General features: G+C 72.0%; 17 protein-coding genes and 1 pseudogene. 13 read left to right on the forward strand and 5 right to left on the reverse strand.

Annotation, left to right across the window (positions count from 1 at the left end):
• Positions 1 to 26 precede the first annotated feature (26 nt).
• Positions 27 to 803, reverse strand: a complete 777-nt coding sequence (locus CP984_RS25285; protein ID WP_004571959.1) for a methyltransferase — start codon at positions 801 to 803, stop codon at positions 27 to 29.
• Between the two features lie 142 nt (positions 804 to 945).
• On the opposite strand from CP984_RS25285, the gene CP984_RS25290 reads away from it, so the two are divergent.
• The 6 genes from CP984_RS25290 to CP984_RS25320 all read left to right on the forward strand — a co-directional run bounded on the left by CP984_RS25290 (position 946) and on the right by CP984_RS25320 (position 8,371).
• Positions 946 to 1,581, forward strand: a complete 636-nt coding sequence (locus CP984_RS25290) for a CGNR zinc finger domain-containing protein (RefSeq protein WP_004571958.1) — start codon at positions 946 to 948, stop codon at positions 1,579 to 1,581.
• A gap of 263 nt (positions 1,582 to 1,844) precedes the next feature.
• The gene (locus CP984_RS25295; RefSeq protein WP_078575623.1) at positions 1,845 to 2,429 is read left to right on the forward strand and encodes a sigma-70 family RNA polymerase sigma factor; all 585 of its coding nucleotides are present in this window, start codon (positions 1,845 to 1,847) and stop codon (positions 2,427 to 2,429) included.
• Entirely contained in the window at positions 2,426 to 3,166 is a 741-nt protein-coding gene (locus tag CP984_RS25300) for an anti-sigma factor family protein (protein ID WP_004571956.1), read from the forward strand. The genes CP984_RS25295 and CP984_RS25300 overlap by 4 nt, the downstream gene beginning before the upstream one ends.
• Before the next feature lie 249 nt (positions 3,167 to 3,415).
• The gene (locus CP984_RS25305) at positions 3,416 to 5,839 is read left to right on the forward strand and encodes a HelD family protein (RefSeq protein WP_004571955.1); all 2,424 of its coding nucleotides are present in this window, start codon (positions 3,416 to 3,418) and stop codon (positions 5,837 to 5,839) included.
• 510 nt (positions 5,840 to 6,349) lie between these two features.
• Positions 6,350 to 7,783 (forward strand): NAD-dependent malic enzyme, encoded by a 1,434-nt coding sequence (locus CP984_RS25310; protein WP_030183285.1) that lies wholly within the window; start codon positions 6,350 to 6,352, stop codon positions 7,781 to 7,783.
• 306 nt (positions 7,784 to 8,089) lie between these two features.
• A complete protein-coding gene (locus tag CP984_RS25320) occupies positions 8,090 to 8,371 on the forward strand; it encodes an HU family DNA-binding protein (protein ID WP_004571953.1) in 282 nt (93 codons plus the stop codon).
• A gap of 479 nt (positions 8,372 to 8,850) precedes the next feature.
• Here the strand turns inward: CP984_RS25320 and murA are convergent, their stop codons facing one another.
• Entirely contained in the window at positions 8,851 to 10,197 is a 1,347-nt protein-coding gene (gene murA / locus CP984_RS25325) for a UDP-N-acetylglucosamine 1-carboxyvinyltransferase (RefSeq protein ID WP_004571952.1), read from the reverse strand.
• Between the two features lie 298 nt (positions 10,198 to 10,495).
• Here murA and CP984_RS25330 point away from each other — a divergent pair, with 298 nt between their 5' ends.
• Entirely contained in the window at positions 10,496 to 11,086 is a 591-nt protein-coding gene (locus tag CP984_RS25330) for a YqgE/AlgH family protein (protein WP_004571951.1), read from the forward strand.
• Positions 11,087 to 11,354: 268 nt separating this feature from the next.
• Here CP984_RS25330 and CP984_RS25335 read toward each other — a convergent pair whose 3' ends face one another.
• Both CP984_RS25335 and CP984_RS25340 read right to left on the reverse strand, forming a co-directional pair.
• On the reverse strand, positions 11,355 to 12,275 hold the full coding sequence (locus tag CP984_RS25335; RefSeq protein ID WP_004571950.1) for a LysR family transcriptional regulator: 921 nt from the start codon (positions 12,273 to 12,275) through the stop codon (positions 11,355 to 11,357).
• Positions 12,276 to 12,412: 137 nt separating this feature from the next.
• Positions 12,413 to 12,777: pseudogene (locus tag CP984_RS25340) on the reverse strand (hypothetical protein).
• 215 nt (positions 12,778 to 12,992) lie between these two features.
• On the opposite strand from CP984_RS25340, the gene CP984_RS25345 reads away from it, so the two are divergent.
• Positions 12,993 to 14,174 (forward strand): MFS transporter, encoded by a 1,182-nt coding sequence (locus CP984_RS25345; RefSeq protein ID WP_004571949.1) that lies wholly within the window; start codon positions 12,993 to 12,995, stop codon positions 14,172 to 14,174.
• Positions 14,161 to 14,454: a DUF3039 domain-containing protein gene (locus tag CP984_RS25350; protein WP_030184509.1), complete on the forward strand. Its 294-nt coding sequence runs from the start codon at positions 14,161 to 14,163 to the stop codon at positions 14,452 to 14,454. Before CP984_RS25345 ends, CP984_RS25350 begins: the two co-directional genes overlap by 14 nt.
• 160 nt (positions 14,455 to 14,614) lie before the next feature.
• Here CP984_RS25350 and CP984_RS41445 read toward each other — a convergent pair whose 3' ends face one another.
• Positions 14,615 to 15,040 carry an SSI family serine proteinase inhibitor gene (locus CP984_RS41445; protein WP_004571947.1) on the reverse strand — a complete coding sequence of 142 codons (426 nt, stop codon included), beginning with the start codon at positions 15,038 to 15,040 and terminating at the stop codon, positions 14,615 to 14,617.
• Between the two features lie 299 nt (positions 15,041 to 15,339).
• Between CP984_RS41445 and CP984_RS25360 the strand changes: the two genes are divergently transcribed.
• The 4 genes from CP984_RS25360 to CP984_RS25375 all read left to right on the forward strand — a co-directional run bounded on the left by CP984_RS25360 (position 15,340) and on the right by CP984_RS25375 (position 20,219).
• A complete protein-coding gene (locus CP984_RS25360; RefSeq protein WP_004571946.1) occupies positions 15,340 to 16,638 on the forward strand; it encodes an extracellular solute-binding protein in 1,299 nt (432 codons plus the stop codon).
• Positions 16,635 to 17,594, forward strand: a complete 960-nt coding sequence (locus tag CP984_RS25365) for a carbohydrate ABC transporter permease (protein WP_004571945.1) — start codon at positions 16,635 to 16,637, stop codon at positions 17,592 to 17,594. Before CP984_RS25360 ends, CP984_RS25365 begins: the two co-directional genes overlap by 4 nt.
• Positions 17,591 to 18,481: a carbohydrate ABC transporter permease gene (locus tag CP984_RS25370; RefSeq protein ID WP_176564550.1), complete on the forward strand. Its 891-nt coding sequence runs from the start codon at positions 17,591 to 17,593 to the stop codon at positions 18,479 to 18,481. The genes CP984_RS25365 and CP984_RS25370 overlap by 4 nt, the downstream gene beginning before the upstream one ends.
• Before the next feature lie 64 nt (positions 18,482 to 18,545).
• On the forward strand, positions 18,546 to 20,219 hold the full coding sequence (locus tag CP984_RS25375; RefSeq protein ID WP_004571943.1) for a beta-N-acetylhexosaminidase: 1,674 nt from the start codon (positions 18,546 to 18,548) through the stop codon (positions 20,217 to 20,219).
• Positions 20,220 to 20,517 lie beyond the last annotated feature (298 nt).

The following is a 20,517-nucleotide window of genomic DNA, read 5'->3' on the forward strand; positions in this document are numbered from 1 at the left end:
GTGCCCGGACGCTCGCCCGACTGCCGCTACGCCGGGTTCGTCACCCGGATCTTCGACTGGCCGTGCGGCCGGGTCTCCCAGTCCTCCATGAACCGGGCCTCCAGTCCGTGCTTGCGGGCCAGCGCGAGCAGCGTCTCGGTGCGGTAGTAGAAGTCCTCGCGCAGTACCTGGTGTTCGGCGCCCTCGGTGCGGTCGAAGGTGAAGTCGAAGAACCCGCCCGGCGCCAGGATGCGGCCGACGTGCCGCAGGCCCTGGTCGATGACGGACAGCGGCGAGTGGGAGAAGACGCTGTGCGCGTGCACCACGTCGAAGTGCGCGTCCGGCAGGAAGTCGAAGGTCAGGTCCTGGGTGACCGTCAGATGCGGCAGTTTGTCCTGGAGTTCGTAGGTGACCAGCGTCTTCTTGGCGGAGACGAGGATGTCGGGGGAGATGTCGATGCCGTAGTAGTTGCCGCTGTCGAGGTACCCGATGAAGCGCCAGCCGGCCCGCAGGTTGCCGCAGCCGATGTCCAGCATCCGCATCTCCGGCCGCAGACCGTGCTCCTTCAGGTAGCCGAACTGCATCTCGCCCAGCGCCAGCCACCGTTCGTGGCTGCGGCTGCCGACCGCCGCCTCCGGGCTGCGGCCGGCGTCGGAGGCCATCACGGCGCGGTAGTACGCGATGTGGTCGGGGTGCTTCAGGCGCAGCCAGCCGTCCCGGGCGGTGCGCTTGAGGTACGGCGCGATGCGATCGGGGTGGTTGATGGCGTAACGGACCTTGTGCGACAGGCTGGCGCGGTTTTTGATCAGGGTCTTGGCCGACATGCCCCGGACTATACAACAGCTGTATACATGCGATGTATAGACGCCGTGCGGTGTGGCGTGCGGCGGTGCCGAGGGTTCCGGCCCCGGGCCGTGCCGGGCACTCTGATAGGGCAAGGGTTGTCTCCCAGAGAGTGACGGGCACATGGCGGCGCCTTTTGACCTGCGGTTCGACTGCGGGCGGATCTGCCTCGACCTGATGGCCACGACCGGCCGCTCCGCCGAACGCCTGGCCGGCCCCGAACACTTGGCGGCCTGGCTGGTGGGTTCGGGCGTCGTCCCCGGCAGCGCCCAGCTCGGCGCCGTCGACCGCGGCTGGGTCGTACGCTTCCGGATGCTGCGCGAACTGCTGCGCCGCGTCGTCCACGACGAACTGTGCGGCCGGGCCGCCGAAGCCGACCTGCGCCTGCTCAACGCGGCCGCCACCGCAGCGGTGCCGCCCGCCCGCGCCGTACGCGCCGAGGACGGAGCCCTGGTACGGGCGTTCACCGGGCCGCCCGACTGCGCCGGACTGCTGGCGGCGGTCGCGCGGGACGCCATAGGGATGCTGACCGACGCGTCGGAGCGCGGCCGGCTGCGGCAGTGCGAGGGCGAGAGCTGCACCCTGGTGTATCTGGACACCTCGCGCGGCCGGCGGCGCCGGTGGTGCTCCAGCGAGGTGTGCGGCAACCGGGAGCGGGTGGCGCGCCACCGCAGGCGGGCCACCCGCCGGGCCGACGGCGCGGTTGCGGACGCGAAGGCGCAGGCGGTGGGCGGGGCGCCGGTCGCCGGGGTCCGCTGAGCGCGGTCCGCACGAGTGCGCGTACGGGCGTACGGCGGCCCCTGCGCGCGTTTTCCTTCGGCACCCACCGATTCCGCCCGTACGGAACTGAGTCGGCGCCCCTCCGTACCCGTACTGCTGGCTGAACGGGCCTGGCCCGGTACGGGATGCGAGACGAGGAGGCCGGACATGCGCGAACCCAGCCGCGGGCGGCGGGACGAGGTGAACGACGGTGCGGACGGCGACCGCTGTGACACCGGCGACACGCGTGGGTGCTGATACGCATGCGCAGCGATTGTCCGATCCGCGCTATCGACCCGGGAGTTGGCGTGCGCAAGGATGCCGTCGTGGCAGACAGTACGGCGCCGGACGAGGAGCTGATGCGGGCCCTCTACGAGGAGCACGCCGGCCCGCTGCTCGCCTTCGTGCTGCGCCTGGTGGCCGGCGACCGGCACCGGGCGGAGGACGTGGTGCAGGAGACCCTGCTGCGGGCCTGGCGCAACGCCGACCGGCTCCAGCACGCGACCGGCTCCATCCGCCCCTGGCTGGTGACCGTCGCCCGGCGCATCGTCATCGACAGCCACCGCAGCCGTCAGGCCCGGCCCCAGGAGGTCGACGCCGCCCCCTTGGAATCGATGCCGGCCGCCGACGAGATCGACCGGGCCCTGCGCCTGATGACGATCACCGAAGCGCTCGGCGACCTCAGCCAAGCCCACCGAGAGGCCCTGATAGAGACCTATTTCAAGGGACGTACCGTCAGCGAGGCGGCCGAGGTGCTGCACGTGCCGGCCGGGACCGTGCGGTCCCGCGTCTTCTACGCGCTGCGCTCCCTGAAGCTCTCGCTCGAAGAACGAGGAGTGACGGCGTGACGCGGCCCAGCGAACCCGTGGAACACACCGACGTCGGCGCCTACGCGCTGGGCGTCCTGGACGACGCCGAGGCGGCCCGCTTCGAGGAGCACCTGGCCGGCTGCGACCGGTGCGCCGCCGAACTGGACGACCTGATGGACCTGCCGCCCCTGCTCGCCGAGGTCAGGGAGTCCGCGCCGGACGCGGAGGCGGTCGTCGCGGTCCCCGGCCCCGCCGTCCTGGAAGGGCTGCTGGCCGAGGCCGGCGCGGCCCGCCGGGTCCGGCGCCGGCGCCGCCTGTACCTGGTCGCCGCCGCCGCGGTGCTCGTCGCCGGCGGCCCCCTCGCCACGTACGCGCTGACCTCACAGGGCGCCGAGGAGAGCCCCGAGCACCTGGCGAGCTACGCCCGCACGATGTACGAACACGGCGAGAAGGCCGGCACCGTCGACCCGGTGACCAAGGTCGCCGCCAGCGTCTCCATGGAGCGCAAGCCCTGGGGCACCCACGTCGCCCTCCGGCTGGGCAACGTCCGCGGCCCCCTGACCTGCGATCTGGTCGCCATCGGCAAGAGCGGCGCCGAGCAGACCGTGACGACCTGGGCGGTGCCCCCGGGCGGCTACGGTCTCAAGGACGGCGCCGCCAAGTGGAACAAGGAACCCCTCTACACCCACGGCGGCTCGGCCATGAACCGCTCCAACATCGACCGCTTCGAGGTCCGCACCTTGGACGGCAGGCGGCTGGCCCAGATCAAGGTCTGACCGGCCACGCGCCACCGGCCGCCGCCCGCGCGGAGCCTGCGGTCCCGCCTCCCGGCCCCTTTCCTCCCGGACCAGGGCCCATCCCTGCACCCATAACAGAACGGAGCCGCTGATTCCGTGCGCAATGGCCACCCGGGCTGCCCGGTTTGGTCCCGCCCGGTGGTGATTTCGTCCTTTGGGTCAGGTGCGCCCGGTGCCCGGTTCGCGTACGGTTGACGGCTGCCCTACGCACAGAAGAAGGGGGCCTGGGTGGCCGCGCAGAATGCCACGCACGCGCCGGACTCCGTCGACGACGCCCTGCCGGACAGCATCCGCGACCGCGAGATCGCGTCCGAACAGGAACACCTCGACCGCGTCTACCAGCGTCTTGAGGAGAAGATCCACGAGGCCGAGTTCCTCATGGACGACGCCGCCAAACGCGGCCAGGTCGGCACGCCCGGCGCGCTCGCCGAGCGGGACGCCCAGGTCTTCCAGGCCGGCGCCCACCTGAACCGGCTCAACTACGAGTACGAGGACTTCCTCTTCGGCCGGATCGACCTGCTCCTCGGCAAGGACGGCAAGAAGGGCCCGGACGGCGCGTACACCTCGGTCGAGCCCGCCGACGGCGCGATCGCCGACGGCCGCGCCGAGATCGCCGAGACCCTGCACATCGGCCGCCTCGGCGTGCTGGACGCCGACTACAGCCCGCTGGTCATCGACTGGCGCGCGCCCGCCGCCGCCCCCTTCTACCGGGCCACCCCGGTCGCCCCCGGCCGTGTCGTACGCCGCCGGGTCATCCGCTCCAAGGGCCGCCGCGTCCTGGGCGTCGAGGACGACCTGATGCGCCCGGAGATCACCGCGACGCTGAACGGCGAAGAGCTGCCCGCGGTCGGCGACGGCGCGCTGATGGCCGCGCTGGGCCGGGCCCGCAGCCACATGATGCGCGACATCGTCGCCTCCATCCAGGCCGAGCAGGACATGGTCATCCGGGCCCCCGCCGCCTCCGTCACGGAGGTCGAGGGCGGCCCCGGCACCGGCAAGACCGCGGTGGCCCTGCACCGCGCCGCCTACCTCCTCTACCAGGACCGCCGCCGCTACGCGGGCGGCATCCTCATCGTCTCCCCGACGCCGCTGCTCGTCGCGTACACCGAAGGCGTCCTGCCGTCCCTCGGCGAGGAGGGCCAGGTCGCCATCCGGGCGCTGGGCTCCCTGGTGGACGGTGCGGAGGCCACCGCGTACGACTCCCCGGCCGTGGCCCGCATCAAGGGTTCCAGCCGGATGCAGAAACTGCTGCGCAAGGCGGCGCGCGGGGCCCTGGAACTGGCCGGGACGGCGTCCGCGGGGGCCGCCGGCACCGCGCCGGCCGACGGCCAGCTCGCCTTCGGCGAGGAGGACGAGGAGACGGCGACTCCCGCGGGCCCGCCGGACCGGCTGCGGGTGGTCGTCTTCGGCGCCCGTATCGAACTGGACGCCAACGAGCTGCACCGCATCCGGCAGTCCGCCCTCGGCGGCACCGCGCCCGTCAACCTGCTGCGCCCGCGCGCCCGCCGCCTCATCCTGGACGCCCTGTGGTCCAAGTCCGGCGGTCCCAAGCGCTACACGGACCCCGAACTGGCCGCCGAGGCCCGCCAGGCGTTCGACGACGACATCATCACCGAGGACGCCTTCCAGGACTTCCTGAACGCCTGGTGGCCGGAGCTGACCCCACGCGGCGTCCTGGCCGCCATGGCCGACGAGCGGCGGCTGGCCCGCTGGTCGCGCCGGGTGCTCAACCAGCGCGAGGCGCGCCGGCTGGCCCGCTCCCTGGGCCGCCTGGACGCCAGGGGCCAGGGGCCGCTGTCGGTGCACGACGTGGCGCTCCTGGACGAGCTCCAGCTGATCCTCGGCACGCCCGCGCGGCCCGCGAAGCCGCGCGAGGCCGACCCGCTGGACCAGCTCAGCGGCCTGGAGGAGCTGAGCACGTACGCCGACCGGATGTCCGGCGGAGGGCGCAGCCGCCGCGAGCGCCTGGAGGAGGAGCGCACGGACTACGCCCACGTCATCGTCGACGAGGCGCAGGACCTGACGCCCATGCAATGGCGGATGGTCGGCCGCCGCGGCCGGCACGCGACCTGGACGGTGGTCGGCGACCCGGCGCAGTCGTCCTGGTCCGACCCGGACGAGGCCGCCGTCGCCCGCGACGAGGCGCTGGGCACCCGCCCCCGCCGCCGCTTCACCCTCACCGTCAACTACCGCAACCCGGCGGAGATCGCGGAGCTGGCGGCGCGCGTGCTGGCGCTGGCGATGCCGGGCATGACGGCGCCGGAGGCGGTCCGCTCCACGGGCCTGACCCCGCGCTTCGTGGTCGCCGACGGCGCCGACCTGGCCGGTTCCGTACGGGACGCGGCCCGGCTGCTGCTCGACGAGGTGGACGGCACGGTCGGCGTCGTGGTGGCGATGGACCGCCGCGCGGAGGCCCGCCGCTGGCTGGCGGACCTGGGCGACCGGGTGGTGGCGCTGGGCTCGCTGGAGGCCAAGGGCCTGGAGTACGACGCGACGCTGGTGGTCTCGCCCGCCGAGATCGCCGACGAGTCGCCGGCCGGGCTGCGGGTGCTGTACGTGGCGCTGACCCGGGCCACCCAGCAGCTGACCGTACTGTCCGGCGCGCGGGACGAGCCGGACGAGGACGGGGTGCCGGACCTGTTGAGGGACTGAACGGCGGACACTGCGCGGGGCCGGGCGGGGGAGTCCCGCAGGGCCGGGCGGGGGAGTCCCCGCGCCGCCGGGAAAGAAGGTGGCGGGACGGGATTCGCTTCCAGGGATGGTTTGTTAGCCTTGGTGGTGGCACCGGCCCGATCCAAGCCCCCGGGCCCAACCATAGTCGCTACGAGCGACCACTTGCCGCGAGGCGAGCATGGCGGGTCGGTGTCATTGAAGCACCCCGACGGGCGCCTTCCGAGCACTTCGGAAGGCGCCCGTCGCCGTTCGTACGCGGCCCCGTCGCCGTTCGCGCACCGTTCATCCGCGTTCATCCGCGGTTGGCGGCCGGGTCTTCCGCCCGCCGATGTTCTCTCGTAATGTGGAAGAACATTTCCGGAAACGGTGGCTGGTTACCGTGTACCGGCTGGTAGGTGGGACGATCGGTCCTCGCGCTCCGGCCCGGTCCCCTCGTGGACCCCGGAGCGGCGCGCAGAGAGAAACAAGGGAAAGCAGAGGAAGTCGGCCATGGCAACGGCGCCTAGCGTCTCGTATTCGATGACGGTGCGGCTGGAGGTTCCCGCGAGCGGTACGGCGGTCAGCCAGCTCACCACGGCCGTGGAGTCCTCGGGCGGCTCCGTCACCGGCCTCGACGTGACCGCCTCCGGCCACGAAAAGCTCCGTATCGACGTCACCATCGCCGCGACCTCCACCGCCCACGCGGACGAGATCGTCGAGAAGCTGCGCGGCATCGAGGGTGTCGCGCTCGGCAAGGTCTCCGACCGTACGTTCCTGATGCACCTCGGCGGCAAGATCGAGATGCAGTCCAAGCACCCGATCCGCAACCGTGACGACCTGTCCATGGTCTACACCCCCGGTGTCGCGCGGGTCTGCCAGGCCATCGCCAACAACCCCGACGACGCCCGCCGCCTGACCATCAAGCGCAACAGCGTCGCGGTCGTCACCGACGGCTCCGCCGTGCTGGGCCTGGGCAACATCGGCCCCAAGGCCGCGCTGCCCGTCATGGAGGGCAAGGCAGCCCTCTTCAAGCGCTTCGCCGGCATCGACGCCTGGCCGCTGTGCCTGGACACCCAGGACACCGACGCCATCGTGGAGATCGTCAAGGCCATCGCCCCCGGCTTCGCGGGCATCAACCTGGAGGACATCTCCGCGCCCCGCTGCTTCGAGATCGAGGCCCGGCTGCGCGAGGCCCTGGACATCCCGGTCTTCCACGACGACCAGCACGGCACCGCCATCGTGGTGCTGGCCGCGCTGACCAACGCGCTGCGCGTGGTGGGCAAGAAGACCGAGGACGTCCGGGTCGTGATGTCCGGCGCCGGCGCCGCCGGCACGGCCATCCTCAAGCTGCTGATCGCGGCCGGCGTCCAGCACGCCGTCGTCGCCGACATCCACGGCGTGGTGCACGCGGGCCGCGAGGACCTCGTCGACGCCGACCCCGACTCGCCGCTGCGCTGGATCGCCGACAACACCAACCCGGAGGGCGAGACCGGCACCCTCAAGGAGGCCATCGTCGGCGCCGATGTGTTCATCGGCGTCTCGGCGCCCAACGTCCTCGACGGCGACGACGTGGCCAAGATGGCCAAGGGCGCGATCGTGTTCGCACTCGCCAACCCGGACCCCGAGGTGGACCCCGCGATCGCGCGGCAGACCGCCTCCGTCGTGGCCACCGGCCGCTCCGACTTCCCGAACCAGATCAACAACGTGCTGGTCTTCCCGGGCGTCTTCCGCGGCCTGCTGGACGCCCAGTCCCGTACGGTGAACACGGACATGATGCTGGCCGCGGCCGGCGCCCTGGCGGACGTCGTCCTCGACGACGAGCGCAACGCGAACTACATCATCCCCAGCGTCTTCAACGAGAAGGTCGCGGGCGCGGTGGCCGGCGCGGTGAAGGAAGCCGCGAAGGCCGCGGGGGAGGCTGTGACGGCCGCCACGACGGCCTGACGCCCGGCGCGTCGCGTGCCGCCGGGCCTGTGGGGCCCCCATAGGGTGGCGGGCAGCAAACGGTCGCCGCCCTGCGGGGCCGGCCCGGTGAGGCACGGTGCGGGACGTCACCACTATGAGGCAGTGGCGCTTTTCGTGTGACCCTCCTGGGTGCCGGATTGGCTTTACCGCCGCAGGTGGGGGCAGGATGCGTACCCGGGCGCGAGGGTCTGTCAGCAGACCCGGGTCCGGGCACCGTCCAAGGGCCCTGGCAGCATCGGCTTCGATCTCACGCCTCATTGGCAAGAAGAACACGGGAGTACAAACATGAACCGCAGTGAGCTGGTGGCCGCTCTGGCCGACCGCGCCGAGGTGACCCGCAAGGACGCCGACGCCGTTCTGGCCGCGCTCGCCGAGACCGTCGGCGAGGTCGTCGCCAAGGGCGACGAGAAGGTCACCATCCCCGGCTTCCTGACCTTCGAGCGCACCCACCGTGCCGCTCGCACCGCGCGCAACCCGCAGACCGGCGACCCGATCCAGATCCCGGCCGGCTACAGCGTGAAGGTCTCCGCGGGCTCCAAGCTCAAGGAAGCCGCCAAGGGCAAGTAAGCCGCCGGGGCCGCAAGGTCCCGGTCACCAAAGGCGTGCGGGCGGCCGTTCCCCTCGGGGGAACGGCCGCCCTTTGCCGTGTCCGGGCCCGCGGCGGGCCCCAGGAGGGCCGGAAGCGGGCCTCAGGAGGGCCGGAAGCGGGGTCTGTGGGGCTCTTGCGCCGCCTGGGGCTCTGTAGGCGTTTCTGTGGCTCTACAGGGCCGTAGAGGGGGGCAGGGGTTAAGGGGGAGTGCGGGGAGTGCGGCTCGTACGAAACGGTCGGCCCGTCCCGTAGCCCGGTCGTCCGGTCACTTGACCCGCCTGCGCATCCCGTCGCAACCGCAACGCGCCGGAGCGGAGGGAGCCGTCGGGACCCGACCGAAAGGCCCGGCTTCAACCATTCGCTCCAGCAAACAGGTGAACCCTTATGTCGACGTACGAAGGAGCGGCCACCCACTCGGGTGGCCGCCCCTTGCGTCCTGAGCCGTCCGGCGCGCCCGTCAGGCTTCGAGCGCCCCGTTCGGCAGCTCCACGTGCGCCCCCAGGCTCACGAGCTTCTCCATGAAGTTCTCGTAGCCCCGGTTGATCAGGTCGATGCCGTGCACACGGGACGTGCCCTGCGCCGCGAGGGCGGCGATCAGGTACGAGAAGCCGCCGCGCAGGTCAGGGATGACCAGGTCGGCGCCCTGCAGCTTGGTCGGCCCGGAGACCACGGCCGAGTGGAGGAAGTTGCGCTGCCCGAAGCGGCAGGCGCTGCCGCCCAGGCACTCGCGGTACAGCTGGATGTGCGCGCCCATCTGGTTGAGCGCCGAGGTGAAGCCGAGCCGGGACTCGTACACCGTCTCGTGGACGATGGACAGGCCCGACGCCTGCGTCAGGGCGACCACCAGCGGCTGCTGCCAGTCGGTCTGGAAACCGGGGTGCACGTCGGTCTCCAGGGCGATCGCGTCCAGCGAGCCGCCCGGGTGCCAGAAGCGGATGCCCTCGTCGTCGATCTCGAAGGCGCCGCCGACCTTGCGGTAGGTGTTCAGGAAGGTCATCATCGAGCGCTGCTGCGCGCCGCGCACGTAGATGTTGCCCTCGGTGGCCAGCGCGGCGGACGCCCAGGAGGCGGCCTCCAGGCGGTCCGGGATGGCGCGGTGGTTGTAGCCGCCCAGCTTGTCGACACCGGTGATCCGGATGGTCCGGTCGGTGTCCATGGAGATGATCGCGCCCATCTTCTGCAGTACGCAGATCAGGTCCTCGATCTCCGGCTCCACGGCCGCGTTCGACAGCTCGGTGACGCCCTCCGCCAGGACGGCGGTCAGCAGCACCTGCTCGGTCGAGCCGACGGACGGGTACGGCAGGCGGATCTTGCAGCCGCGCAGCCGCTGCGGGGCCTCCAGATACTGGCCGTCCGCCCGCTTCTCGATGGTCGCGCCGAACTGGCGCAGCACGTCGAAGTGGAAGTCGACCGGCCGGCCGCCGATGTCGCAGCCGCCCAGGCCCGGGATGAAGGCGTGGCCGAGGCGGTGCAGCAGCGGGCCGCAGAAGAGGATCGGGATGCGCGAGGACCCGGCGTGGGCGTCGATGTCCGCGACGTTGGCGCTCTCCACGTGCGACGGGTCGAGGATGAGCTCGCCCGCCTCGTCGCCGGGGCGGACCGTGACGCCGTGCAGCTGCAGCAGGCCGCGTACGACGCGTACGTCGCGGATGTCGGGCACATTGCGCAGTCTGCTCGGGCTGCTGCCGAGCAGGGCGGCGACCATGGCCTTGGGCACGAGGTTCTTCGCGCCGCGAACCCGGATCTCGCCCTCCAGCGGGGTGCCGCCGTGGACAAGCAGTACGTCGTCGGTAGAGACGGTCATGGATCTCGCGTTCCTGGAGACGGACAGGGGGCCAAGGGGAAATGGTAAGCGCGCCGGAGGGGTTGCCCGTAGGCCGGAGCCGGTCCGGGGCATGTAATGGCTTTGTCACAACACCCTGCGCTACCGTCCGCCTTTGTTCTGTAATCGACATTCGGGATGGTCCGTACGGGTGTGTCCCGGTGTGCCGCCCGTGGCGCGGAACCGTGCGCCGGGGCTGCCGTCGTACGCCCTGCGCTGCTCTCGTCCGGGTACCGCTGTTGACTCCCCGCCGCGGTGCGATGTGCGGGATCATGTCCCCATGACCGAGGTGTCCTCGCTCACCGGCCGGCTGCTCGTCGCCACACCGGCGCTCGCCGACCCGAATTTCGACCGTGCGGTGGTGCTCCTGCTCGATCACGACGAGGAGGGGTCCCTCGGCGTGGTCCTCAACCGCCCGACGCCCGTGGGTGTCGGCGACATCCTCGAACCGTGGGCGTCCCTGGCCGGCGAGCCCGGCGTGGTCTTCCAGGGCGGCCCGGTCTCCCTGGACTCGGCCCTCGGCGTGGCCGTGGTGCCGGGCGGCCCGGAGGCGCCGGAGAGCGCGCCGGGCGGCGACGGGCCGCTGGGCTGGCGCCGCGTCCACGGTGCGATCGGCCTGGTCGACCTGGAAGCGCCCCCGGAGCTCCTGTCCACGGTGCTCGGCAGCCTGCGCATCTTTGCCGGCTACGCGGGCTGGGGCCCCGGCCAGCTGGAGGAGGAACTGGTCGAGGGCGCCTGGTACGTCGTCGAATCCGAACCGGGCGACGTCTCCTCCCCGGACCCGGAACAACTCTGGCGAGCGGTTCTGCGACGCCAGCGGAACGAGCTGGCGATGGTGGCCACGTATCCGGATGATCCGTCGCTGAACTGATGGGCTGTGCGTGGAGGGGTGGGCCCTACGTGGACGGATGGGCCGCGCGGGCGGGCTGGGGCGGGGGTTCCGTGCGACCCCCCTTGGGTAAGCCCCCGCTGGGGGGATGTGGCGGCACGGCCTGTAGGCGGGCCGGTTTGGCCTCGGCCCCGGCACTCAGGCCCTGCGGCGCCCCGGCCCTCGGCCCCGCGCCCCAGCCCCTCGGCCCCGCCCCCTCGGGCCCGGCTCACCCCCACCCCCTCGGCCGCATCCCCCGCCCCGCCCCACCTCACCGCCCTTCGCCCCCCTCCCCACCCATCCCGAAGAACCGTTCCGCCAGTGGGTGGGCGCCGCGTGCGGGCACGGCCAAGCGGACGGTCACCGGCGGTGCGTTCTTCAGGCGTACGAAGCGGATGCCCGGGTGGGTGTGCCGGTGGGCCACCTCCTGCGGCGCCACCCCCACCCCGTGCCCGGCGGCCACCGCCTCCAGCCACTCGTCGAAATTGTCCGCAGTACAGGCAAGTCGCGGCCGCCGCTCCTCGGGCCACAGTTCGGGCCGGGTGCTGCCGGTGACGGTGTTCACCACGAGCGGGTGGTCCGCCAGCTCGCCCCAGTCCAGTACGCGGCGGCGTGCCAGGGGCGCGGCCGCGCCGAGCCGGCCGACGGCGGCGACCCGCGGTTCGTACAGCAGCACCCGGGTACGGACATCCGCGTCCGGCGGGGCGTCCCCGCGCAGCACCGCGATGTCCGACTCGCCGGTGTCCAGCCCCGCCAGCGGCGTGTCCCGGCGCACCAGCCGCACCCCGGCCCCGGTCGCCGCCTCGAACGCCGCGTTCAGCCCGGCGCAAGCGGCGGGCAGCAGCGAGGTGAAACCGAGCCGCAACAGGGGCTGCCCACCGGGCGCCCGCAGCGCGGCGGCCAGGCGGGGCAGCAGCGGCGCCAGCTCCGCATAGAGGCGACGCCCGTCGTCGGTCAGCTCGACCCGCCGGGTGGTGCGGTCCAGCAGCCGGGTGGCGAGGACCTCCTCCAGCGCCCGTACGGTCCGGGTCAGCGCCGGCTGCCCGACCCGCAGCCGATCAGCGGCATACGTAAAGCTCCGCTCCTCGGCCACGGCCATGAAGGCCCGCAGATGCCGCAGCTCGACACCGTCGAGGCCGTCCGCCCCTCGGGGACCGACCGGGGCCGGGTCCGCGTTCACCGTCTCGTCCATGTCCTGCTTCCCACCTCTGCCGGCAAGGCTCCGCGCGCATCCGCATCTGCTCCCGCCGAGCATGCGTGCCTCCGCGCGGGTACCTCCCCGAACAGCAGGGGAGCGCCCGTACTTCCCGTACCGGCCCGGCCGAATGATCAGCCCGACCCTTTCTCGATGGCTTCAAAAATGTCCGCGTCGGTCTCCTGTTGCCAGGACGGAAGGGCGGACCAATCGGCCACATAGCCGGGCTTCGGGTCCTCGAAGTGCTTGAGCATCTGGGCCGACCAGCAGATCGCTACGAACTGCTCTTCTGCTCACGCGACAGTTTCGCCGTACGGCCGCCGCTGACCTCGACGAATCGGCGCACCTGCTCGTAAACGGCCCCAGCGGCCTCGCGTTCCCATTGCGGCGTGTCATCCCACGGAGTGACGTAGCCCGCCTTGGGCTCCCCGGGGAAATGCCGACGCACTCCCGCGATCCAGGCGTCCCGGAACAGCCGTGCACCTTCGGTCCGCGACATGCCGATCCCTCTCATCGGGCCGAACCCATGGCACGGGGCACGGAGTCCACGGGCCTTTCCGCTCTTTGCCCACCGGGCCTTTCCCGTTCCTTTCCCACCACTCATTCCCCCCAGACATAAATCACCCCCCACCAACATTTCCCCCACCCCCCGAAGCCCTCCTACGTTTCCCCGGTCGATGCGCCGCAGTAGGGAAGCAAGGGGAGTTGACGGCAATGGGTAAAGTCTGGCTGTTGGCTCTGGGGGCGTTTGCCCTGGGGTTGGATGCTTATGTGATGGCGGGGCTGTTGCCCGTGGTTGCCGGTGATCTTCGGGCGTCCGTGTCGCTCGTGGGGCAGATGGTGACGGTGTTCACCTTGGCGTATGCGGTTGCGGCGCCGTTGGTCGCGGGGCTGATGGCGGGGGTGCGGCCGCGGGTGGTCATTGTGGTCGCGTTGGGCGTTTTTACGGTGGGCAATGCGGTCACGGCTCTCGCCCCCTCGTTGGGCGCGCTGCTCGCGGCGCGGGTTGTCGCGGGGGCCGGGGCGGGGGTCTACGCGGCGCTGTCCACGGCTGCCGCGTCGGCGCTGGTGCCGGGGGAGCGGCGCGGGCGGGCGCTGGCGCTGGTCATGGGCGGGATGAGTACGGGGACCGTGCTCGGTGTGCCGGTGGGGGTGCTGCTGGCCGGGCACGCGGGGTGGCGGTCGACGATGTGGCTGGTCACGGGGTTGGGGGCGGTGGCCCTGGTGGGGCTGGCCGCGCTGCTGCCGCCGGTGCCGGCCGATCCGCCGGTGCCGGCGCGGGCCCGGCTGGCCGCCGTCGCGGACCAGGAGGTGGCGCCGATCGTGGGGGTGTCGTTCCTGGCGGCGGTGGCGAGTCTGGGGCTCTATACGTATCTGGCGCCGGTGCTGGCCTCCGCGGGTGGCGTGACAGAGGTCGGCCCGTATTTGTGGGCGTGGGGGATCGGCGGCGTGGTGGGGAGCCTGGTCGCCGGGCCGCTGGTGGACCGTACGGGGAAAGCCGCGGCCCTGGTGGGCGGGGTGCTGGTGACGGTCGCCGTGGCCCAGGTCCTGCTGCCGCTGCTGGCCTCCGCCGCGCTGCCGGGCGCGGCCGCGGCCCTGGTGCTCTGGGGCGCGGCGGGCTGGGCGCTCCAGGTGCCGCAGCAGCACCGGCTGCTCGCCCTGCGTGACGACCGCGGCTCGGTCGCCCTCGCCCTGAACAATTCGGCCCTCTATCTGGGCAGCGCGGTCGGCTCCGCGCTGGGCGGGCTGGCCCTGGCCGCGGGGGCCGAGGGGTACGCGCTGCCCTGGGCGGCGGGTGGTGTCGCGGCCCTCGGACTGGTGCTCCACCTGTGGGCGGGCCGCCGCTCCCGGCACGCCGCGCGCGTCGGTACCCTTGGCGGTTATGAGCACTCTTGAGCCCGAGCGCGGGGCAGGTACGGGGACCCTCGTAGAGCCGACGCCGCAGACGTCGCACGGCGACGGCGACCACGAGCGCTACGCCCACTATGTCCAGAAGGACAAGATCATGGCGAGCGCGCTCGACGGCACCCCCGTCGTCGCCCTCTGCGGCAAGGTCTGGGTCCCGGGCCGCGACCCGAAGAAGTACCCGGTCTGCCCCATGTGCAAGGAGATCTACGAGTCCATGGGCGCCGGTGGCGACAAGGACAAGGGCGGCAAGGACGGCGGCAAGAAGTAGTCCGTCCCGCCGGAGCCGGCGCCCTGCCGCGCGGCTCCCGCCCGCTCTGCGCGTGTCCGGCCCGTTCCCGTACGAGGAGCGGGCCGCGTGCGTTGTGCCGTGGTACCGAGGCCCGGTCCCCGTGTGGGGGCCGGGCCTCGGCCGTACGGTGCGGGGCGTGTCAGTCGCGCCAGGGGATGATGTTGAAGATGTCGCCGCTCTCGGCGTTGGCGACGCACTGGTTCGGATAGGTGTGCTGGTAGGCGGTCGTTCTGCCGTGCCACGTGCCGTGGGCGACGACCGTGACCGGCTGGTAGATCCGCGGGCAGGCGCGGTGCTCCGCCGGGACGCGGGTGTAGTCGCCGTTGGCCATGGCCAGCTTGAGGCAGGCCCCCGCCGGGTCCGGGTGGTCGCCGCCGGTCGGGAAGCAGTACAGGCGGGCGGCGGCGAGGAGGGGCCCGGAGGGGCCGGTGCCCTCGTGGACGGCGATGTGCTGGCGGCCGCCGGTCTCCGGCTGGGGGTGCGCGGCGGCGGGGGTGGCCGCGAAGGGCAGCAGCCCCAGGGCGGCGACGGTCAGCAGGGCGGTGCGTACGGGTCTGGCGCGCATGGCTTCGGTCGGTCCTTTGTGTGGGGTGCGGCTGGGTGCTGCTGCCGGGGGCCGCGGCCGGGAGCCTGGTTCTCGCGCGGCGCCCGGTGCTGCTTGCGGTAGCAGAGGAGGGACATCTGATTCATAGATAGACGTACCGGGACCGAACGGCGGCGATTGTGGGCCAGTGGTGGCGTGTCGCCCGCGGCGTTGCCTGATCGGCTCTTGTCGGGGAGCGTCGGCGCGCTTAGCCTCCTGAGGATTGTGCATGGCGAAACGCCCGTTGCACATGCTGCAACGTTCCTTTCAGGGGGTCCCCAATGCAGCTCTCCGCCCGAACAGCCGCCCGCGCGGCCGCACTTGTCCTGGCCGTCGCCACCGCCGCCGGCTGCGCCCCGCCCACCTCCGGCGGCGGTGCCAAGGAGGACACCAAGACCGGCACGCTGCGGGTCTGGCTCTTCCAGGAGGTCAACAACAAGCCCAAGGAGGCGGCCGTCGGCAAGGCGGTGGCCGACTTCAAGGCCGCGCACCGGGGCACCGACGTCCGGGTCGACTACATCCCGGTCGACACCCGCGCCCAGCGCATCAAGGCCGCCTTCAACGACCCCAAGAGCGCCCCCGACGTGATCGAGTACGGCAACACCGACACCGCCGGGTACGTGAAGGACGGCGGACTGGCCGACGTCAGCCAGGAGTTCGGCGCCTGGCAGGAGGCCAAGGACACCGATCCCACCGCCAAGCAGTCGGTGACCGTGGACGGCAAGGTCTACGGCGCGCCGCTGTTCGTCGGCGTACGGGCGCTGTACTACCGCACCGATGTGTTCAAGGAACTGGGCATCGCCGTGCCCACCACGCAGGACGAGGTCGCCGCGGCCGCCCGCAAGATCCGCGCCGAGCGGCCCGAGCTGTACGGGATCGCCGTCGGCGGCGCGTACACGTACGGCGCGCTGCCCTTCCTGTGGGCGCACGGCGGCGAGCTGGCCACCGGCCGGGGCAAGGACTTCACCGCCGCCGTGAACAGCGAGAAGTCGCAGGCGGGGATCAAGGCGTACGCGGACCTCTTCGGCGACGCCAACTGCCCCGCCGCCAAGTGCGCGGAGATGGGCGGCAACGACACCGTCGCCGCCTTCGCCGCCGGCAAGGCGGGCATGGCGATCGGCGGCGACTTCAGCCACCAGGCCGTGGAGGCCGGCAAGGTGAAGGGCAAGTACGCGGTGGTGCCGCTGCCCGGCACCACCAAGGGCTCGATCGCCCCGGCCTTCGCGGGCGGCAACAACATCGGCGTCCTGAAGAGCAGTTCGCACCGCACGCTGGCCGTGGACCTGATGAAGCAGCTGGCCGGCAAGGACACCCAGCGGCGGCTGTTCGACGCGATGGGCTTCCTGCCGACGTACACCGACGTACGGGCCGAGGCGGCGAAGAAGCAGCCGTTCGTCAAGCCGTTCGTGCGGACGCTGGACGCGGGCGCCAAGTTCGTGCCGGTCTCCCCGGCCTGGGCCACCATCGACGCCTCGCTCGTACTGCCGACGATGTACCAGGAGATCGTCAGCGGCCGGAAGGACGTCGCCACGGCATCCGGTGACGCGGCCAAGAAGATGGACGAGGCGTTCAAGAAGTGACGCTCACGGTCAAGGAAGCACGCGCCGGGGGCGGCCGGACGCCGCTCACCGGCGCCCGCCGCGTACGGCCGCCGTCCCGCCGAGGAAGCCGCTGGACGCCCTGGCTCTATCTCGCGCCCGCGCTGGTCGTGCTGGGTGGCCTGCTCGTCTACCCGATCTACCAGCTCGGCCTGATCTCGTTCCTCGAATACACCCAGGCCCAGGTCAGCGGCGGTGAACCGACCAGCTTCCAGGGGCTGGCGAACTACGCCGAGCTGTTCGGGGACGGTCAGTTCTGGCAGGTGCTGCTCGCCACGGTGGTGTTCGCCGCGGCCTGTGTCGTGTGCACGCTGGCGGTCGGCTGCTCGTTCGCAGTGCTGCTCACCCGGATACGGGCGGTGCCGCGCCTGGCCCTGATGCTGGCCGCGCTCGGCGCCTGGGCCACCCCCGCCATCACCGGCTCCACCGTCTGGGTCTTCCTCTTCGACCCGGACTTCGGGCCGGTCAACCGGGTGCTGGGCCTCGGCGACTTTTCGTGGACCTACGGACGCTACAGCGCCTTCGCGCTGGTCCTGCTGGAAGTCGTGTGGTGCTCGTTCCCGTTCGTGATGGTCACCGTCTACGCGGGCATCCGCGCCATTCCGGAGGAGGTCCTGGAGGCCGCGGCCCTGGACGGCGCGTCACAGTGGCGCATCTGGCGCTCGGTCATGGCGCCGATGCTGCGGCCGATCCTCGTCGTCGTCACCATCCAGTCCGTCATCTGGGACTTCAAGGTCTTCACCCAGATCTATGTGATGACCAACGGCGGCGGCATCGCCGGGCAGAACCTCGTACTGAACGTGTACGCCTACCAGAAGGCGTTCGCCTCGTCCCAGTACAGCCTGGGCTCGGCCATCGGCATCGTGATGCTGCTGATCCTGCTGGCCGTCACGCTCGTCTACCTGCGCCTGCTGCGCCGACAGGGGGAGGAACTGTGAGTACGGTCCGGGAAGGAACTGTGCGTACGGTCCGTACGCCGCGGATCCGGCGGCCGGGGCGGCTGGCCGCCGAGGCGGGCGCGCTGCTGATCGCCGCCGCCGTGGCCTTTCCCCTCTACTGGATGGTGCTGTCCGCCTTCAAACCGGCGGGCGAGGTGCAGTCCACCGAGCCGCTGCCCTGGACCCTGCACCCCTCGCTGGACGCCTTCCGGCGGGTCTTCCAGCAGCAGGACTTCGGGCGGTACTTCCTCAACAGCCTGTTCGTGGCGGGCGTCGTCGTCATCGCCTCCGCGCTGATCGCCTTCCTGGCGGCGACGGCCGTCACCCGCTTCCGCTTCCGGTTCCGCACCACCCTGCTGATCATGTTCCTGGTTGCGCAGATGGTGCCGGTCGAGGCGCTGACCATTCCGCTCTTCTTCCTGATGCGCGACGTCGGCGACGCCGTACCGGGCATCGGCCTGAACACCCTCGGCTCACTGATCCTGCCGCACCTCGCCTTCTCCCTGCCCTTCGCGATCTGGATGCTGCGCGGCTTCGTCAAGGCCGTACCCGAGGCGCTGGAGGAGGCCGCCTGTCTGGACGGCGCGTCCCGCTCGCGCTTCCTGTGGCAGATCCTCTTCCCGCTCGTCTTCCCCGGCCTCGTCGCCACCAGCGTCTTCTCCTTCATCAGCACCTGGAACGACTTCCTCTTCGCCAAGTCCTTCATCATCAGCGCGACGGAGAACTCCACGCTCCCGATGGCCCTGCTGGTCTTCTTCAAGCCGGACGAGAACGACTGGGGCGGGATCATGGCGGCGTCGACCGTGATGACCGTGCCCGTGCTGGTGTTCTTCGTGCTCGTACAGCGCAGGCTGGTGTCGGGACTCGGCGGTGCGGTGAAGGACTGACGATGCCCTTGACCGTGCTCACCACCCCCGCTCTCCTTCAAGCCCACGACGGAAGGCTCAGCACATGGACGACGCAGTGACGGCGGACGCCGCCCGGGCGGCGACCGGCCTGATACCGCAGCCCCGCGACACCCGCCCGGAGAACGGCGCGTTCCTCCTCGGCCCGGCCACCGTCCTGGACGCGGGACCCGGTACGGAGACCACCGCCGCCTGGCTGCGCGGCACCGTCGGCGCCGCGACCGGCCTGCCACTGCCACCCGGCAGCGCCGGGACCGGCCCGGACGACGGCGTCATCCGCCTGCGCGTCGACGCCGACACCGCCGACGCACTCGGCCCCGAGGGCTACCGGCTGACCGTCGGCCACACCGGCGTCACCCTCCTCGGCGGCGGCGCGGCAGGCACCTTCTGGGGCGCCCAGACGCTGCGGCAACTGCTCGGGCCCGCCGCGCACCGCCGCGCGCCGCTGCGCCCCGGCCACCGCTGGGCCGTACCGGCCGTACGCATCGAGGACGCGCCCCGCTTCGCCTGGCGCGGCATGATGCTCGACGTCGCACGGCACTTCCTGCCCAAGGACGGTGTGCTGCGCTACCTCGACCTGCTCGCCGCCCACAAGCTCAACGTCCTGCACCTCCACCTCACCGACGACCAGGGCTGGCGCATCGAGATCGAGCGCTATCCGAAGCTGACCGAGACCGGCGCCTGGCGGGAGCGCACCAAACTCGGCCACCGGGCCTCACCCCTGTGGGACGACCGCCCGCACGGCGGCTACTACACCCAGGACGACATCCGCGAGATCGTCGCCTACGCCGCCGCGCGGCATATCTCCGTCGTCCCGGAGATCGACATCCCGGGCCACTCACAGGCCGCCATCGCGGCATACCCGGAACTGGGCAACACCGACGTCATCGACACCAACTCCCTCGGGGTCTGGGACACGTGGGGCGTCAATCCGAATGTACTGGCGCCCACTGACAACGCCCTGCGCTTCTACGAAGGGGTCCTGGAGGAGGTGCTCGCCCTCTTCCCCTCCCGCTTCGTGCACATGGGCGGCGACGAGTGCCCCAAGGACCAGTGGCGCGCGTCGCCGTACGCCCAGGCCCGTATCAAGGAACTCGGCGTGGGCGACGAGGACGGACTGCAGAGCTGGTTCATCCGCCACTTCGACCGCTGGCTCGCCGACCGGGGCCGCCGCCTGATCGGCTGGGACGAGATCCTGGAGGGCGGCCTCGCGCCGGGCGCCGCGGTGTCCTCCTGGCGCGGCTACGCGGGCGGCATCGCCGCGGCGCGGGCGGGCCACGACGTGGTCATGTGCCCCGAACAGCAGGTCTACCTGGACCACCGGCAGCACGACGGCCCCGACGAGCCCGTACCGATCGGCTACGTACGGACCTTGGAGGACGTCTACCGCTTCGAGCCCGTACCGCCCCAGCTGACCCCGGAACAGGCCGCCCACGTGCTCGGCACCCAGGCCAACGTCTGGACCGAGGTGATGGAGACCCCGCAGCGCCTCGACTACCAGGTCTTCCCGCGGCTCGCCGCGTTCGCCGAGGTCGCCTGGTCCGAGCTGCCGCCGCCCGCGGAGCGCGACCACGCCGGATTCACCCGCCGGATGGCCGCCCACTACGCCCGCCTGGACGCGCTCGGCGTCGACTACCGGCCGCCCGGCGGCCCCCTCCCGTGGCAGCGGCGCCCCGGGTTGCTCGGACGCCCGATCGAGGGGTCGCCCCCAAACGTGTGAGCCGGGGCGGATGCGGGCGGCCGGGGCGGCCGGTTGCTGGGACGGTGGTTCCCGCCCAACGCACCCACGGCGGTCAAGGTGATGTATGTCCGGTAAGTCCCTCGGAGCGTGCCCATCCGCACGCTCCACGGCCCCCGGCCGCCGGCGCCCGCGGCCACGGCGGAGCCCCACTCCGCTTGGCGTCCCGAACATCCCGTACGCCCCGAACACCGGCCTTGTCACGCGCCGGAGGCGCCCGATGCCGTGCGAGCGCGCCTGGAAGACGGGCCCTGGCGCCGCGGGCCTGCAAAGATGTGCC

The organism is Streptomyces rimosus, from assembly GCF_008704655.1.
GTDB classification, from domain to species: domain Bacteria; phylum Actinomycetota; class Actinomycetes; order Streptomycetales; family Streptomycetaceae; genus Streptomyces; species Streptomyces rimosus.

Excerpts from the sequence above, each read along its gene's own strand:
- CP984_RS25360 (WP_004571946.1), top strand. The coding sequence starts at position 15,340 with ATGCAGCTCTCCGCCCGAACAGCCGCCCGCGCGGCCGCACTTGTCCTG.
- CP984_RS25285 (WP_004571959.1), bottom strand. The coding sequence starts at position 803 with ATGTCGGCCAAGACCCTGATCAAAAACCGCGCCAGCCTGTCGCACAAG.
- CP984_RS25290 (WP_004571958.1), top strand. The coding sequence starts at position 946 with ATGGCGGCGCCTTTTGACCTGCGGTTCGACTGCGGGCGGATCTGCCTC.
- CP984_RS25375 (WP_004571943.1), top strand. The coding sequence starts at position 18,546 with ATGGACGACGCAGTGACGGCGGACGCCGCCCGGGCGGCGACCGGCCTG.
- CP984_RS25295 (WP_078575623.1), top strand. The coding sequence starts at position 1,845 with ATGCGCAGCGATTGTCCGATCCGCGCTATCGACCCGGGAGTTGGCGTG.
- CP984_RS25310 (WP_030183285.1), top strand. The coding sequence starts at position 6,350 with ATGGCAACGGCGCCTAGCGTCTCGTATTCGATGACGGTGCGGCTGGAG.
- CP984_RS25350 (WP_030184509.1), top strand. The coding sequence starts at position 14,161 with ATGAGCACTCTTGAGCCCGAGCGCGGGGCAGGTACGGGGACCCTCGTA.
- CP984_RS25320 (WP_004571953.1), top strand. The coding sequence starts at position 8,090 with ATGAACCGCAGTGAGCTGGTGGCCGCTCTGGCCGACCGCGCCGAGGTG.
- CP984_RS25330 (WP_004571951.1), top strand. The coding sequence starts at position 10,496 with ATGACCGAGGTGTCCTCGCTCACCGGCCGGCTGCTCGTCGCCACACCG.
- CP984_RS41445 (WP_004571947.1), bottom strand. The coding sequence starts at position 15,040 with ATGCGCGCCAGACCCGTACGCACCGCCCTGCTGACCGTCGCCGCCCTG.
- murA (WP_004571952.1), bottom strand. The coding sequence starts at position 10,197 with ATGACCGTCTCTACCGACGACGTACTGCTTGTCCACGGCGGCACCCCG.
- CP984_RS25335 (WP_004571950.1), bottom strand. The coding sequence starts at position 12,275 with ATGGACGAGACGGTGAACGCGGACCCGGCCCCGGTCGGTCCCCGAGGG.
- CP984_RS25345 (WP_004571949.1), top strand. The coding sequence starts at position 12,993 with ATGGGTAAAGTCTGGCTGTTGGCTCTGGGGGCGTTTGCCCTGGGGTTG.